Below are 14,785 nucleotides of genomic sequence, written 5' to 3' on the forward strand. Positions count from 1 at the left end.
CCGCCGCGGCGATCTCCGCGACCACCGCATCGGCAGCGTCGGCGTCGACGTCGTTCACCACGACCGCGGCGCCCGCGGCGGCGACCGCCAACGCGTAGGCGCGGCCGAGGCCCCGGCCCGAGCCGGTCACGACCACCACCCGTCCCGCCAGCACCAGATCTCCCGTCACAGTCCTGTCTCTCCTCTGCTAGTGGGGTGGTCGAGGTCAGGCGGGGGCGACAGTGGCGCGGCCACGGTCGATGACCACCGTCCCGTCGTCGGTGCGGGTACGGAACAGGACCTCCGCGCCCGCGTCGCCCGCCCAGATCTCGACGGTGAGTGCCTGGCCCGGCACGACGACGGCGCTGAACCGCCCGTACATCCCGGTGATCCGGGTGGGATCGCCGCCGGCGACCTCGTGGATCAGCGCCCGCCCGGCGACGCCGTAGGTGCACAGCCCGTGCAGGATCGGCTTCCCGAAACCGGCCCTGGCCGCGAAGACCGGGTCGGAGTGCAACGGGTTGCGGTCACCGGAGAGCCGGTAGAGCAGCGCCTGCTCGGGCCGGGTCTCGTAACGGACGGTGCGGTCGGGCGCGCGGTCGGGCGCCGTCCAGTCGTCGCGGGGACCGCGGTCACCGCCGAAGCCGCCCTCGCCCCGGATGAACAGGGCGGTGCGGTTGGTGGCCAGCGGCGACCCGTCGGCGAGCACGGCCTCGGACTCGGTGACGACGAGCGCGCCCGAACCCTTGTCGTGCACCCCGACCACCCGCGCCGTGGCCGTGACCGTGCCCTCCACCGGCACCGGCCGGTGGAGGGTGATGGCCTGCTCGGCGTGCACCAGCCGGGCCGGGTCGAACGTCCCGAACGACGGGGGCGGGGCCTGCGAGAGCAGCACCGCGAACGTCGGCAGCACCTGCTGCGGCACCCCGTCGGAGTTCTCGGTGGTGAACGCCAGCTCACTCGTCGGCTCCCCGAGCCCCGCGCCGACACCCACGGCGTAGAGCAGGGCGTCGGTGGAGGTCCAGGACCGCGTACGGGGTGCGCCTTCCCGCCCGACGGCGGAGGGGTCGATCGGCATCAGGCCCCCTCCGTCCCCGCCGCGACTGCCCCGCCGTCGGGAGCGCCGTCGAGCATCGGGTGGTGGCACGCGACGAAGCGCTTCGGTGCGACCTCGCGCATCAGCGGCTCCTCGGCGGCGCACCGCTCCGTGGCGATCGGGCAGCGGGTACGGAACCGGCAGCCGCTCGGCGGGTTGACCGGAGAGGGCATCTCGCCGCTGCCCACATCGGTGGGGATGCCGGCGCGTTCCATCGAGGGGATCGACGACACCAGCAGCCGTGTATACGGGTGCACGGGGTGGTCGAAGAGGGCCTCGGTCTCGCCCACCTCGCAGATCTTGCCGAGGTACATCACCGCGACCCGGTCGCTGATGTTGCGCACCACGCCCAGGTCGTGGGCGATGAACACCAGCGTCAGCCCGTAGCGGCGCTTCATGTCCTCGAGCAGGTTGAGGATCTGAGCCTGCACCGAGACGTCGAGCGCCGACACCGGCTCGTCGCAGATGAGCACCTCCGGCTCGAGCACCAGTGCCCTGGCGATCGACACCCGCTGGCACTGGCCGCCGGAGAACTGGTGCGGCCTGCGGTCGGCCACCTGCTCCGGGTCGAGCCCCACGGCCTCGAGCACCTCGGGGACGACCTTCGCCCGGTCCTTGCCGCGGCCCCACACCACCAGCGGGTCACCGACGATGTCCGGGATGCGCCGCCGCGGGTTCAGCGACGAGATCGGGTCCTGGAAGATCATCTGCAGCTTGGGCCGCACCTGGCGCAGCTCGTCGGCCGACAGCCCGGCGAGGTCGCGGCCCTCGAACAGCACCGACCCGCCGGTGGGACGGGGCAGCTGCATGATCGCCCGCCCGGTGGTCGACTTGCCACAGCCCGACTCCCCCACCAGACCGAGGGTCTCGCCCCGGTGGACGTCGAGGCTGATCCCGGAGACCGCGTGCACGGTGCGGCCCCCGCCTGCCGGGAACTCGACGACGAGGTTGTCCAGCCGGAGCACGACGTCGGACTCGGCCGCGTCGTCCACCACCGGTGCGGACGCCTCCATGTGCGGCGCCGTCACCGGTCGAGCCATGTCGTCGCGAAGAACTGGTCGCGTGTCAGGTAGCGCACCACGCCCTTGACCTCCGGCTTCGTGATCGTGGACAGGTAGCCGCGGCTGTAGAAGGCCACGGGCAGGTCCTGGTTGGCGAGCAGCTGGACCTGCTGGTAGAGCCGCGTGCGCTCGGCCTGGTCCGACGAGGCGGTGGCCTGGTCGAGCAGCGAGTCCATCTGCGGGTTGGAGTAGCCGCCGTAGTTGGCGTTGCCGCCGGTGCGGAACAGGTTGGTCGCGGCCGGGTAGGCAGCGTCGACCGGGCCGCCCACCCAGCCGGCGATCTGGAAGTCCTGGCTCTGCACCACGCTGGAGGAGTACTGCGCGAGGTCGAAGAACTGCGGCTGCAGCGTGATGCCGACGGCCGCCATCTGGGCCTGCAGGAACTCCGCGAACGCCACCCGGTTCGGCGCGTTGGTGGTCTTGTACTGGACGGTGGCGCTGCCGCCTCCCGCCACGTACTCCTGGACGAGCTGCTTGGCCTTCTCGGGGTCGTAGGCCGGCCAGGCCGCCTCGGCCTCCGGCGTGGTGTACGGGCTGTCCGAGCCGAAGTACCCGCTCGCCCTGGTCATCCGCGACCGGAACTGCGTGGCGGCGAGGGCGTTGAGGTCGATGCCGCGGATCAGGGCCTCGCGCATCCTGCGGTCGTCGAACGGGGCCTTCTCGACGTTGAAGTAGATGTACTCCGCCCCGTTGCCCGGCCCGTAGTAGACGCGCAGGTTCGGGTTGTCGAGCGCGCGGATCAGCTCCGTGTGGTACCCGCCGAAGATCTGGTCGACGTCACCGTTCTCGATCGAGGCGTAGCGCGACTCGGTGTCGGGCAGCGGGCGGAACTCCAGCCCGTCGAGGTAGGGCAGGCCCTTGTCCTTCTGCCAGTAGTCGGGGTTGCGCTCCAGCACCATCCGGGAGTCGCGCGTCCAGCTGACCATCTTGAACGGGCCCGCACCCACCGGGTTGCGCGCGATCTGCTCTCCGTACTGGGCCAGCGCGGCAGGCGAGACGATCGTGCCGAGGCTGCCGCCCGTGAAGCTGCCGGCGAAGGTCACCGGGAACTGCCCGAACGGTCCGTTCAGCGAGAACTCGGCGGTCTTCGCGTCCACCGCCCGCATCGACACGATCGGCTCGGTGAACTTGTGGCCGGGCGAGGAGGCCTTGTCGATGTGCCGCTGGACGTTGGTGATCACCGCGTTCGCGTCGAGCGGTGTGCCGTCGCTGAACCGGACGCCGTCGCGCAGGACGAGCCGCCAAGTGCGGCCCTCGTCCGGGCTCTCCATCGACTCGGCCATGTAGGGCTCGACGGTGCCGTCGCGGCCGAGCTTCATCAGCGAGTCGTAGATCGCGATGGCCGCCTGGTTGGTGTTCTGCACGGTCGGGTCGAACCCGACGGCCTCGCGGTCGGTGCCCATCACCAGCACGCCGCCGCTCTTGGGCTGCCCCTCCGCCGCGAGGTCGCCCCCGACGGGGTTGGTGGCCGTGATCCCGTCGCCGGCCCCCGGCGCCGCTGCCGGCGCGACGTTGCTCCCGCACGCGGCGAGCAGCACGACGCCCAGTGACAGGGCGAGCGCGCCCACGGCGCGCGAGCCTCGTCGGCGGACCCCCCGTCCGGGCGTTCCCGGCGGGCCGGATGAGCAGCTCCGTTGCTGCGTCATGTCAACACCATCTCCTCGGTCACGGGCGTGCCGGCGGCACTCGTCCCACGCTCGATGTTGCGGGCCTTGGCCTCGGCCCAGGCCGGGCTGCCCACCGGGAACCAGCAGCGGTACTGGTGGTCGGGCGAGCCGGCGTCGCGCAGGGGCGGCTCTTCGGTGAGACACCTGTCCTGCGCGTAGGGGCACCGCGGGCTGAACTTGCAGCCCGCCGGCGGGTTGATGAGGTCCGGCGGCCGGCCGGGGATCACCTGGAGCCGGACGTGGTTCGGCCCGGCGACCGGCGGTACCGCGTTCATGAGTGCCTCGGTGTAGGGCATCTTCGGCTCGGCGAAGAGCTCCGGGGTGGGCGCCGTCTCGACGATGCGGCCCGCGTACATCACCGCGATGCGGTCCGACCGGCTGCGCACCACCCGCAGGTCGTGCGTGACCAGCAGCATCGCCATCCGCCTGCGCGCCTGCAGGTCGGCGAGCAGGTCCAGGATCTGGGCCTGCACGGTGACGTCGAGCGCGGTCGTGGGCTCGTCGGCGAGCAGGAGCCGCGGGTTGCAGGACAGCGCGATCGCGATCGTCACGCGCTGGCGCATGCCCCCGGAGAGCTCGTGCGGGTACTGGCGCACCCGTCGCTCCGGCTCGGAGAGCCCCACGGAGCGCAGCAGCTCGACGGCCCGCTCCAGCGCCTCCTTCTTCGTGACGCGCTCGTGCAGCAGGATCGTCTCGGTGAGCTGCGCGCCGATCCGCTTGACGGGGTTCAGCGAGGTCATCGGGTCCTGGAGGATCAGCGCGATCTCCGAGCCCCAGAACGCCGAGAGCGCCTTGCCCGACAGCTCGCTGATCCTGGTGCCGTCGTAGGTGACGGTGCCCGACACCTCGGTGCCGCGCCCGCCGCTGATGAGGCCCATCGCCCGGCGGGTGAACACGGTCTTGCCCGAGCCGCTCTCCCCCACCACGGCGAGCACCTCGCCCGCCTTCAGGCGCAGCGACACGCCCTCGACGGCGTGCACCACACCTTTCTTGGTGTGGAAGCGCACCACGACGTCCTCGGCCGTGAGCAGGTCGGCGCCGTCGGGAGCCCCACCCTGCGCACCGGCTCCCAGGACGTCCTCGCTCCGGCCGTTCCGGGTCTCGCTCCGCGTGCCGGTCACAGGTTGCTCTCCTTGACCTCGAACTGCTTGCGGGTGCGCTCGCCGATGTAGTTGATCGAGAGCACCGTCAGGAACATGACGGCGGCGGGGAACAGCGAGATGTGCGGGAAGTTGAGCAGCTCGGTGCGACCGCCGGCGATCATGCCGCCCCAGCTCGGCGTGGGCGGCGGGATGCCGAGGCCGAGGAAGCTCAGCGAGCCCTCCACCACGATGAAGACGCCGATCATGATGAAGCCGTACGCGGCCACCGGGAGCACCACGTTGGGCGCGATCTCCCGGGCGATGATCCGCAGTGGTTTACACCCGTACGCCCGCGCGGCCTGCACGAACTCCCGCTGGGCGACGGTCAGGGTGGCGGCCCGGCTGAGCCGGATGAACGTCGGCACCGACAGGATCGCCAGGCCGATGATCAGGTTGGTGAGGCTGGAGCCCAGGATCGCGACCAGCGCGATGATGAACACCAGGCCGGGGAAGGCGAGCACCACGTCGGTGACCAACGCCAGCACCCGCTCGGTGCGGCCGCCGAAGTAACCGGCGAGCATGCCGAGGATGCCGCCCACCAGCGCGCCGAGCAGGACGGCGCAGATGCCGACGAGCAGCGACGCGCGTGCCCCGTAGATGATCCGGGACAGGTTGTCGCGACCCAGCGTGTCGCCGCCCAGCCAGTGCTGGGGCGTGATCCCGCCGAACACGTTGTTGTAGTCGGGCACCGCCGGGTCCCACAGCGGCAGCAGCGGAGCGAACACCGCGGAGAGCACCACCGCGCCCAGCCACACCCACGCCACGTACCAGCCGATCGGCGCGCGGCCGGCGCGCTGGATCCGCTTGCCCTTTCCCTTGGCCGCCATCGTCGCGATCGGCACCTGGGTGGCGACGGCGTCGCCGGTGGTCGTGTCCGGGGTCATTCCCGGAGTCGTCGTCTCAGGCATCTCTGCGCACCCGCGGGTCGAGGGCCAGGTACAGGAGGTCGATCAGCATGTTGATCACGACGTAGGCGACCGCGACGAACAGCAGCGCGCCCTGCAGGATCATGTAGTCGCGGTTGAACACGGCCTGCACGATCAGCTGGCCGAGCCCGGGGATGGCGAACAGCGTCTCGACGATCACGGTGCCGCCCAGCAGGCGGCCGATGTTCACCCCGGACAGCGTGATCAGCGAGAACGACGAGGGCCGCAGCGCATGGCGGAGCAGGATCGTGCGGGCGCTCAGGCCCTTGGAGCGGGCCATGAGGATGAAGTCCTCCTGCAGCGTCGAGATCATGTCCGAGCGCAGCAGTTGTCGGTAGACCGCGGCCTCGGCGATCATCAGCGTCAGGCACGGCAGGATGATCGATCTCAGGTTGCCGAGCGGATCCTCGAAGAACCCGACGTAGCCGGTGGCCGGCAGGATGCTCGAGACACCACCCGCGAACAGCACGATCAGCACCATGCCGAACACGAAGGTCGGCATCGCGGCGGCGCCGAACCCGATCGTCATCGATGCCCTGTCCACGAGCCGGCCCGGCCGGTAGGCGGAGTAGACCGCCAGCGGGATCGCGATCAGCAGCGCCAGCAGCTGCGCGACGATCGTGATCTCGAACGTCACCGGTATCCTCTGCGCCAGCGCCTCGGCCACCGGCTGCCCGGTGCGGAACGAGCTGCCGAGGTCGCCGGTCACCACCCCGCCGAGCCAGTCGACGTAGCGCACCAGGAGCGGCCGGTCGAGCTGCAGGTCCTCCCGGACCTGCTGCACCTGCTCCGGGGTCGCGTTGTCCCCCGCCACGACCACCGCGGCGTCGCCCGGGAGCAGGTCGACCACCACGAACGACAGGAAGGTGACGGCGAGCAGCACGATCAGCAGGTGCACCAGCCGCTTGCGGATGCGGCGCAGTGCCGGGCGGTGGCGGCCGCCCGGCTTCGGCGCGGGCGACGCACCACCGGCGGGGGTGAGGGCCGGGCCCGCCGGCGTGGTCAGCGTCATGTCGGCCACGGCGCGCTCAGCTCTCCCGCGCCGGGAGTGCCGACACCAGCGGGGTGTCCACCCCGATGGGTCCGACGACCGAGGCGCCCCCGGGGTCGCCGAGCGGGGCGTCACGGCCGGGCAACACGTCGTAGAAGAACGCCGCGTTGTCGGAGATGTGGGTGGCCTCCGCGCCGGACGCCGCCTGCTCCAGCACGATCGAGTCCACCGGGCACTCCGGTTCGCAGGCGCCGCACTCGATGCACTCGGCCGGGTTGATGTAGAGCTTGCGTTCACCGGTGTAGATGCAGTCGACCGGGCAGACGTCGACGCAGCTGCGGTCCATCAGGTCGACGCAGGCTTCGGCGATGACGTAGGTCATCTCGTTGGCCCCCTTTCGTGGGGCGCCCTGTCGGGGGGCGCGTGCTGGTCGCGAGTCGGTGGCGGGCTCAGTTCGCGTTGCGGTCGAGCCAGGTGGTGGCGAAGAACATGTCCCGTGACGGGTAGCGGTCGATGCCCTTCACTTCGGGTCTGGTGATCGTGGACAGGTAACTGCGGCTGAACCACGCCATCGAGAGGTCCTGCCCCACCAGCAGCTCGACCTGCTGGTAGGCGTGGGTCCGGACCGCCTGGTCGGTGGTGCGCGCTGCCTCGTCGAGCAGGGCGTCCACCTGGGGGTTGGAGTAGTCGCCGTAGTTGGTGTTGCCGCCGGTGTGCAGGAGCCGCGTCGCGCCCGGGTAGGGCACGTCGAAGGCTCCGACCCAGGTGGTGAGCTGGAAGTCGTTGCTCTGCACCACCGCCGAGGAGAACTGCGCGAGGTCGTAGAACTGCACCTTCATGTCGATGCCCACGGCCGCCATCTGGGCCTGGATGAACTCCCCGAAGGGCACCCGCGCCTGGGTCGTCTTGAAGGTGAACGTCGGGTCGCCGCCCGAGGCCTTGTACTCGGCGATCAGCTGCTTCGCCCGTTCCGGGTCGAACTTCGGCCACGCGTCCGACGCCGCCTGCGTGTGGTACGGGCTGTCCTCGGTGAACAGGCTGGTCGACGGCACGAGCCGGCCGCTGTACTGGCTCGCCGCCAGTGCGTTCAGATCCAGCGACCTGATCAGCGCCTCGCGCATCCTGCGGTCGTCGAACGGCGCCTTGTTGAAGTTGAAGTAGAGGTACTCGCCGGCGTTGCCGGGCCCGTAGTACACGCGCAACCCGGGGTTGGAGCTCGCCCGGACGAGCTCCTGGTTGTACCCGCCGAACACGAGGTCGACGTCACCGTTCTCGATCGAGGCGTAGCGCGTCTCGGTGTCGGGCAGCGGACGGAACTCGAGCCCGTCGAGGTAGGGCATGCCCTGCTGCCAGTAGCTCTCGTTGCGGGCGAGCACGATCCGCGAGTCGGGGATCCACTCCACGAACCGGAACGGTCCCGCGCCCACCGGGTGACGCCCGATGTCGTCGCCGTACTGCTGCAGCGCCGCGGGCGAGATGATCATGCCGAGGCTGCCGTAGGTGATCGGCTGGGCGAACAGCACCGGGAAGTCGCCGAGCGGGGCCTTCAGCACGAACTCGACGGTGAGTGGGTCCACCGCCCGCATCGACGCGATGTTCGAGGCGAAGGCGTGGGCGGGCGAGGACAGCTTGTCGATGTGGCGCTGCACGTTGACCAGCACGGCGGCGGAGTCGAGGGCGGTGCCGTCGGTGAACTGCACGCCGGGCCGCAGCCCGAGGCGCCAGGTCAGTCCGCCGTCGGCGCTGTCCATCGACTGCGCGAGATACGGCTGGGCCTTGCCCTGCGGGTCGACCTTGAGCAGCGAGTCGTACACGGCCAGCGCGGCCATGTTCGAGTTCTGGACCGTGGGGTCGAAGCTGACGACCTCCCGGTCCATCCCGAGGGTCAGGGTGCCGCCGCGCCGGGGCGTGCCCTCCGTGGCGAGGTCGGCACCGTAGGGATCGCGGGCCTGCAGCGCACCGGCCGACACCGCCTCCCGGTTGGCCGCCCCGCACGCGCCCAGCAGCACCGCGCAGCACGCGAGCGCCACCGCGGCGACGGCACGGGACGCGCGACATCGCAATCGCATCTCAGAACACCTCGATGTGTCAGGAATGGCGATGTATCAGGAACAGCGGAGTCGACGAGCAGCGCCGGGAGAAGCGGCGGACGACAGGCGGGGGCCGGACGGCCCCGGTGGCCGCCGCCCCTGACGGGACGGCGGCCGGGGACGATCAGGAACCGGCGACCGGCACGCGGGCGTTGCCGGCGTCGTACTTCTGCACCATCGGGTCGTCGGCGGTGCCGAGCACCCGCCAGTCCTCGTCCGGTTCGAGGATCTTCTCCGCCGACCGGATGCTCTTGTAGTCGAGATCCTGGGCGACCGCGGGCGGCTCACCGCCGTCGGCCACCGACCTGGCGGCGGCCAGCAGCAGGCGGCGCATCCGGATGATCGCCTTGTCGGACGTGCCCAGCTTCTCCTGGGTGCGGTCGTAGATGGGGCCCATCGACTCGGTGACCATGAAGTCCTGGCTGATGAACTCACGGACGCCGGAGTAGGTGACGTTGCGCTGTTCCTCGCGGTCGATGCCGTAGTCGTTCTCGGCGGTGTAGCGCCGCGGGATGATCCCGTTGCGGCCCACCTCGGCCGGCCCGAACTCGAACGGGCTCAGCGCGAAGAGGTTGGTGCCGCCGACCTCCTGCAGGCCGGGGTTCACGCGCGTGGAGAAGCTGTAGCGCCACGTGTTGTGGTCGTCGATCGGCACGAACAGGCCGTGCTGGGTGCTGAAGGGCACCGACGCGATCACCGTGTTGTACGGGAAGACGAACGCGCTCATCCGCACGTGCTTGTGCCCGTTGGGCGTGTCGCGGATACCGACGTACTTGAACCCGTACCAGGTGTCCTCGATCTCCAGCCGCGGTGCGCGGTCGTGCTTCCAGAACTTCCACGACATCGCGTTGCTCGGGTAGCCCGGCTTGTCGCTGCCGTCGTCGGGGATGTCGTCGACGCCGTTCCACTGGTGCAGCCAGGAGATGTGCGACGTGTCGAGGTTGCCCTCCATCGCCTGCACCCAGTTGCACGGGGTGTTCAGCTTGGTGGCGGCGACCTGGTCGGGCTCGAGGGACTCGGTGCCGAAGTCACGGAAGGGGGTGATCTTGTCGGCCGGGCCCATGTAGGTCCACACGATGCCGCCCGACTCGTGGGTCGGGTAGGCCGTGGCCTTCACCTTGTCCTTGAACACGCTGTTCGGCGGCTCGCTGGGCATGTCGACGCACGCGCCGTCGGCGTCGAACTTCCAGCCGTGGTACGGGCAGCGCAGCCCGCACTCCTCGTTGCGTCCGAAGTAGAGCGACGCGCCGCGGTGCGGGCAGTTCTCCTGGATCAGCCCGACCCGGCCGTTCGTGTCGCGGAACGCCACCAGGTCCTCACCCAGCAGCCGCACCCGCACCGGGTCGCTGTCCGGCGCCGGCAGCTCGCTGACCAGCAGAGCGGGCGTCCAGTAACGGCGCAGCAGCTCGCCCATCGGAGTTCCGGGCCCCACACGGGTCAGGAGTTCGTTGTCCTGTGCTGACAGCATCGTCGGCCTCTCTCCAGAGTGGTGGTGAATCTGGTCGGGAAGATCAGGTGGTGCTCACCGCGGCGGCTGCGTCCTGGCGCTGCTGCTCCAGCAGTGACACCTGGCGGGCGGAGAGCGCGAGCAGCGGGTGGGCGCCGACCTCGGTGAGCTTGTCGAAGCCGTCGGCCAGCAGCGCCTCGCGCTGCTCGTCGGTGAGGTCGGCCGTCGCCGCCACGGCCGCGGGGTCGCGGACGAACTCGCTGCGGAGCTCCTCGTCGGTGATGACGCGGTGCAGGAGGCGGTTGAGCGGGAAGCTCACCGGCTCCGGGAAGCGGTAGTAGATGAAGTCGGTGGAGGTGAACTCGTAGCCGCCGTGCCTGGGCACCGGGCTCGCGAGCGGCTCGTCCACGGTGGGTTCGGCGCCATCGGCCACCGGCGGCACGAACTGCACGACGCCGTGGCCGTGGTGGCTCAGGTGCTGGTAGGACAGCAGCGAGCCGGGCACCGCGGCGCCGGATCCGGCGAGAACCCCGAGCATGACGAACCAGGTGAGCAGCTCGCTCTCGCCCACCTCGTCGAGCTGCACGGGCGTGAGGTCCAGCAGCTCCTCGTAGCGGCCGGCGGCCACCTCCTGCAGCACCCACTCGTCGAACGAGAACTGCGGCGCGGTGTAGCGGGCGGTGCCGGGGAAGTGGGACATCCCGCCGCTCGCGAGCACGGCGACGCGCTCCGGGCGGTCGGCGAGCGACTCCGCGATCGCCTTGCCGAGCGCGAAGCACCGGCGCGGGCTGGGCAGCGGCGGCAGGTAGGCGTTGACCAGCAGGGGGATCACGGGGATGTCCCGGTCGCCCAGCACGTACTCGAACGGCGTGAGGAACGCGTGCCCGAGCTTGGCCTCCTGCGAGTAGGTGAGGTCGATGTCGCGGCCGACCACACCGTGCAGCAGGTGCTTGGCGAGCCCGGTGTGCACCGGGACGCGCCGCTCCTTCTGCATATAGTGGGCCTCGGCCTCCGGGGACAGGACGAGGGTGAAGGTGGGCACCGCCTCCAGCCAGAACGTCTCGAGGTGGTCGATGCCGATCACCAGCAGCGCGTCGGGGTGGGTGTCGTCGAGCACCTCGCCGAAGCGGCGCAGCGCGTCGGTGCTGCCGTCGAGCTTGGCCGGGTCCTCGTGGGGCGGGCGGCTCAGCAGCTGCGGGGCGTGCACCGCAGCGGCGGCCGCGACGATCTCAGCCATGGAGCACCCCCTCCGGAAGCCCGGAGCCGACACCGTCGGTAGGGCCGTCCACGTAGCGGACACCCAGTCGTTCGAGGTCGGCGCGCAGCCCGTACATGTCCAGGCCCAGCTCCCCGGCGGCGAGCCGGGCGCGCTTGTCGGCCTCGTTGCGTAGCCGCTCCTCGGCCGCGGCGGCGACCGTGGGCGCCTGGGTGCGGGGAACGACGACCACGCCGTCGTCGTCGGCGACCACGACGTCGCCCGGCTCCACGAGGGTGCCGCCCACGACCACCGGCACGTTCACCGAACCGGGGCTCGCCTTCACCGTGCCCTGCGCGCTGACCGCCCGCGTCCAGACCGGGAAGCCCATCCGGCGCAGATCCGCGACGTCGCGGACGCCGGCGCCGGTGACGAGACCGATCACCCCGCGGCTGCGCATCGAGACCGCGAGCAGCTCACCGAACATGCCGTCGGTGGACTCCGACGTGGTGGACACGACCACCACGTCGCCGGGCCGGCACTGCTCGACCGCGGCGTGCAGCATCAGGTTGTCGCCCGGGTGGGACAGCACGGTGACGGCGCGCCCGGCGATCGCGGCGCCGTCCTGCACCGGCCGGATCTCCGGACCGAGCAGCCCGCGCCTGCCCTGCGCCTCGTGGACCGTGGCCACGCCCTGGCGGCCCAGCTGGGCCACCGCGTCGACGTCGGGGGCGAGATCGCTGCGGACGACGACGTGCCCGCTCACCTCTGGCCTGCTCACCGCACCGCGCTCCTGGGGATGTCCTGCCGGGGGCACCGCACGATCGGCCCGTCGCCTCTGACGGATGAACCCATGTGCCTGTGCCTCCTGGCGTCGGGATCAGTCTGTGGACCATAACTCCGGCACCCGTCAGTGGCAACCAGATTGTTAACAATCTGGTTGCCAGTTACTCTGTCAGGCCGGGGCGCCGGTCAGCGGGGACGGCGCGGGGCGAAAGGACCTGCATGACCGCAGGCGGTGGTACTGCGACGGGCGACGCGGTCGCCGTGGTGGTGGGCGCGGTCCGTGACGGCATCATGCAGGGCCGGTTCGCCCCGGGGCAACGCCTCCCGGAGGCCGACCTGGTGGCTCTGTACGACGCGTCCCGGGGTGCCGTGCGCTCCGCACTCGCGCAGCTGGAGAACGAGGGCATCGTCGAGCGGGAGCGCAACCGGGGCGCCCGGGTGCGCCCGATCTCGCTCCAGGAAGCCGTGGAGATCACGGAGGCGCGCGCGGTCGTCGAAGGGTTGTGCGCGGCCAAGGCCGCGGCCCGGGCCACGGCGGAGGACTGCCGGGCGTTGCGCGAGCTCGGCACCGAGCTCGCGGTCACCGTCGAGAGCTCCGACGTGGTGGCCTACAGCCGCATCAACCAGCAGATCCACCGCGCCGTCCGCGACCTGTCCGGCCACGAGACGGCGGGCCGCATGCTCGACCGGCTGCGCACGCAGAGCGTGCGCTACCACTACACGATCGCGTTGCTGCCCGGCCGCCCGTCGGTGGGCCTGGAGGAGCACCTGCAGGTGATCGAGGCCGTCTGCAGCGGCGACCCGGACGTCGCCGAGCAGACGATGCGCGGCCACCTGCTGAGCGTCGTGGAGGCGCTCCACCAGCTCGACGCGAACCTGCATCAGTGGTGAGCGGCGACGGTTCGACCGAACACCTGCCCGAGTACTCAACGAGGAGGCCGGAACATGTCCGATCGCATCCGCACGACGCACGTCGGTAGCCTGCCGCGGCCCGCGGACCTGCTGGCGATGATCAACGCGAGCGACCGCGGGGAACCGGTCGACGAGGCCGCGCTCGCGGCCACCATCGAGTCGGCGGTGCACGACCAGGTGCGCCGGCAGGCCGAGATCGGCATCGACGTGGTCAGCGACGGCGAGATGAGCAAGATCGGCTACGCCACCTACATCCGGCACCGGATGAGCGGGTTCGAGATCGGCGACGCCCCGCGCGCCACCCCGGCCGACCTCGACGCCTACCCGGACTACAAGGAGCAGCTGCACCGCTCGGGGGCCACCGTGGCCTACCTGCGCCCGATCTGCCGCGGCCCGATCACGTACGAGAACTTCGGCCCGCTCGAGACCGACCTCGCCACGCTCAAGGCCGCCACCGACGCCGTGGACGTCGACGGGGCCTTCATGAACGCCCCGTCGCCGGGCATCACCGCGCTGTTCCAGCCCAACGAGTACTACCCCGACGAGGACACCTACCTGAACGCGATCGCCGACGCGCTCAAGGTGGAGTACGACCGGATCGTCGCGGCCGGTTTCGACCTCCAGATCGACGCCCCCGACCTCGGGATGGGCCGCCACAACAAGTACAAGCACCTCTCCGACGAGGAGTTCCTCGCCCGCGCAGAGGTACTCGTCGAGGTGCTCAACCACGCGCTGCGCGACGTCCCGTCCGACCGCAGCCGCATCCACCTGTGCTGGGGCAACTACGAGGGTCCGCACACGTTCGACATCGCCGTGGAGAAGATCGCCGACCTGGTGCTGCGCGCCAAGCCCGGCACCATCCTGTGCGAGGCCGCCAACCCCCGCCACGGGCACGACTGGGCCGGGTGGGCCGCGGCCAAGATCCCCGACGACAAGGTCTTCGCCCCCGGCGTGATCGACACGACCACCAACTTCGTGGAGCACCCGGGGCTCGTCGCCGAGCGCATCCTGCGCTACACCGACATCGTCGGGCGGGAGCGGGTCATGGCCGGCACCGACTGCGGCTTCGGCACCTTCGCCGGCTGGGGCGGCGTCGTGCCCGAGCTGGCCTGGGAGAAGCTCCGCTCGCTCACCGAGGGCGCGGCCATCGCGTCCGCGAAGCTCTGGTGACGGTCACCGAGACCGGCCCGGCGATCACCCGACCGTAGGAGGCACGACATGGAGTTCCTGGTCCGCGCGGAGAACCGCCTGCCCCCGGACACCCCCGACGAGGAGCGCAACCGCCTGAAGAAGGGGGAACGGGCCCGGGCCGACGAGCTGCGGGCGGCCGGGAACCTCAAGCGGCTGTGGCGGGTGCCGGGGCGCAACGCGACGATCGGGCTGTACGAGTGCACCGACGCCACGGAACTGCACGACGCGCTGTCCTCGCTGCCGATGTTCCCGTGGATGGACATCACGGTCGAGGCCGTCGCCACCCACCCCCAGGAGCAGTG

At 71.0% G+C, this 14,785-nt stretch carries 15 protein-coding genes; 3 read left to right on the plus strand and 12 right to left on the minus strand.

The genetic code is table 11. The features are described from left to right. The 12 genes from HF577_RS32105 to HF577_RS32160 form a co-directional block, all read right to left on the minus strand. Positions 1-169 (minus strand): SDR family NAD(P)-dependent oxidoreductase (locus tag HF577_RS32105; RefSeq protein WP_312859526.1); only part of this gene is annotated, 169 nt, incomplete at its 3' end. A 36-nt stretch (positions 170-205) separates the two neighbouring features. Then, positions 206-1,057 carry a MaoC/PaaZ C-terminal domain-containing protein gene (locus HF577_RS32110; RefSeq protein WP_169399751.1) on the minus strand — a complete coding sequence of 284 codons (852 nt, stop codon included), beginning with the start codon at positions 1,055-1,057 and terminating at the stop codon, positions 206-208. Then, positions 1,057-2,088 carry an ABC transporter ATP-binding protein gene (locus HF577_RS32115; RefSeq protein WP_169399763.1) on the minus strand — a complete coding sequence of 344 codons (1,032 nt, stop codon included), beginning with the start codon at positions 2,086-2,088 and terminating at the stop codon, positions 1,057-1,059. Before HF577_RS32115 ends, HF577_RS32110 begins: the two co-directional genes overlap by 1 nt. A gap of 11 nt (positions 2,089-2,099) precedes the next feature. Next, the gene (locus HF577_RS32120) at positions 2,100-3,704 is read right to left on the minus strand and encodes an ABC transporter substrate-binding protein (protein ID WP_312859523.1); all 1,605 of its coding nucleotides are present in this window, start codon (positions 3,702-3,704) and stop codon (positions 2,100-2,102) included. Positions 3,705-3,778: 74 nt separating this feature from the next. Continuing rightward, positions 3,779-4,924 (minus strand): ABC transporter ATP-binding protein, encoded by a 1,146-nt coding sequence (locus HF577_RS32125; RefSeq protein ID WP_312859524.1) that lies wholly within the window; start codon positions 4,922-4,924, stop codon positions 3,779-3,781. Continuing rightward, the gene (locus HF577_RS32130) at positions 4,921-5,853 is read right to left on the minus strand and encodes an ABC transporter permease (RefSeq protein WP_169399753.1); all 933 of its coding nucleotides are present in this window, start codon (positions 5,851-5,853) and stop codon (positions 4,921-4,923) included. The genes HF577_RS32125 and HF577_RS32130 overlap by 4 nt, the downstream gene beginning before the upstream one ends. Then, a complete protein-coding gene (locus HF577_RS32135) occupies positions 5,846-6,883 on the minus strand; it encodes an ABC transporter permease (RefSeq protein WP_169399754.1) in 1,038 nt (345 codons plus the stop codon). Before HF577_RS32135 ends, HF577_RS32130 begins: the two co-directional genes overlap by 8 nt. A 16-nt stretch (positions 6,884-6,899) precedes the next feature. Beyond that, positions 6,900-7,244, minus strand: coding sequence for a ferredoxin (gene fdxA / locus HF577_RS32140; protein WP_169399755.1), 345 nt, complete (start codon positions 7,242-7,244; stop codon positions 6,900-6,902). A gap of 67 nt (positions 7,245-7,311) precedes the next feature. After that, positions 7,312-8,931 (minus strand): ABC transporter substrate-binding protein, encoded by a 1,620-nt coding sequence (locus HF577_RS32145; protein WP_169399756.1) that lies wholly within the window; start codon positions 8,929-8,931, stop codon positions 7,312-7,314. A gap of 145 nt (positions 8,932-9,076) precedes the next feature. After that, positions 9,077-10,420 carry a Rieske 2Fe-2S domain-containing protein gene (locus HF577_RS32150; RefSeq protein WP_169399757.1) on the minus strand — a complete coding sequence of 448 codons (1,344 nt, stop codon included), beginning with the start codon at positions 10,418-10,420 and terminating at the stop codon, positions 9,077-9,079. A gap of 43 nt (positions 10,421-10,463) precedes the next feature. Then, a complete protein-coding gene (locus tag HF577_RS32155) occupies positions 10,464-11,636 on the minus strand; it encodes a DODA-type extradiol aromatic ring-opening family dioxygenase (RefSeq protein ID WP_169399758.1) in 1,173 nt (390 codons plus the stop codon). Further along, entirely contained in the window at positions 11,629-12,375 is a 747-nt protein-coding gene (locus HF577_RS32160) for a 4-carboxy-4-hydroxy-2-oxoadipate aldolase/oxaloacetate decarboxylase (protein WP_312859525.1), read from the minus strand. Before HF577_RS32160 ends, HF577_RS32155 begins: the two co-directional genes overlap by 8 nt. 224 nt (positions 12,376-12,599) lie before the next feature. Here HF577_RS32160 and HF577_RS32165 point away from each other — a divergent pair, with 224 nt between their 5' ends. From HF577_RS32165 to HF577_RS32175, 3 genes are all read left to right on the plus strand, one after another. Next, on the plus strand, positions 12,600-13,271 hold the full coding sequence (locus HF577_RS32165) for a GntR family transcriptional regulator (RefSeq protein WP_169399759.1): 672 nt from the start codon (positions 12,600-12,602) through the stop codon (positions 13,269-13,271). A 54-nt stretch (positions 13,272-13,325) separates the two neighbouring features. Continuing rightward, positions 13,326-14,462: a cobalamin-independent methionine synthase II family protein gene (locus tag HF577_RS32170; RefSeq protein ID WP_169399760.1), complete on the plus strand. Its 1,137-nt coding sequence runs from the start codon at positions 13,326-13,328 to the stop codon at positions 14,460-14,462. A 48-nt stretch (positions 14,463-14,510) separates the two neighbouring features. Further along, positions 14,511-14,785: muconolactone Delta-isomerase (locus HF577_RS32175; RefSeq protein ID WP_169399761.1), on the plus strand; the 275-nt coding region annotated here is incomplete at its 3' end.

It is taken from the genome of Pseudonocardia xinjiangensis (genome assembly GCF_012911925.1).
Taxonomy (GTDB): domain Bacteria; phylum Actinomycetota; class Actinomycetes; order Mycobacteriales; family Pseudonocardiaceae; genus Pseudonocardia; species Pseudonocardia xinjiangensis.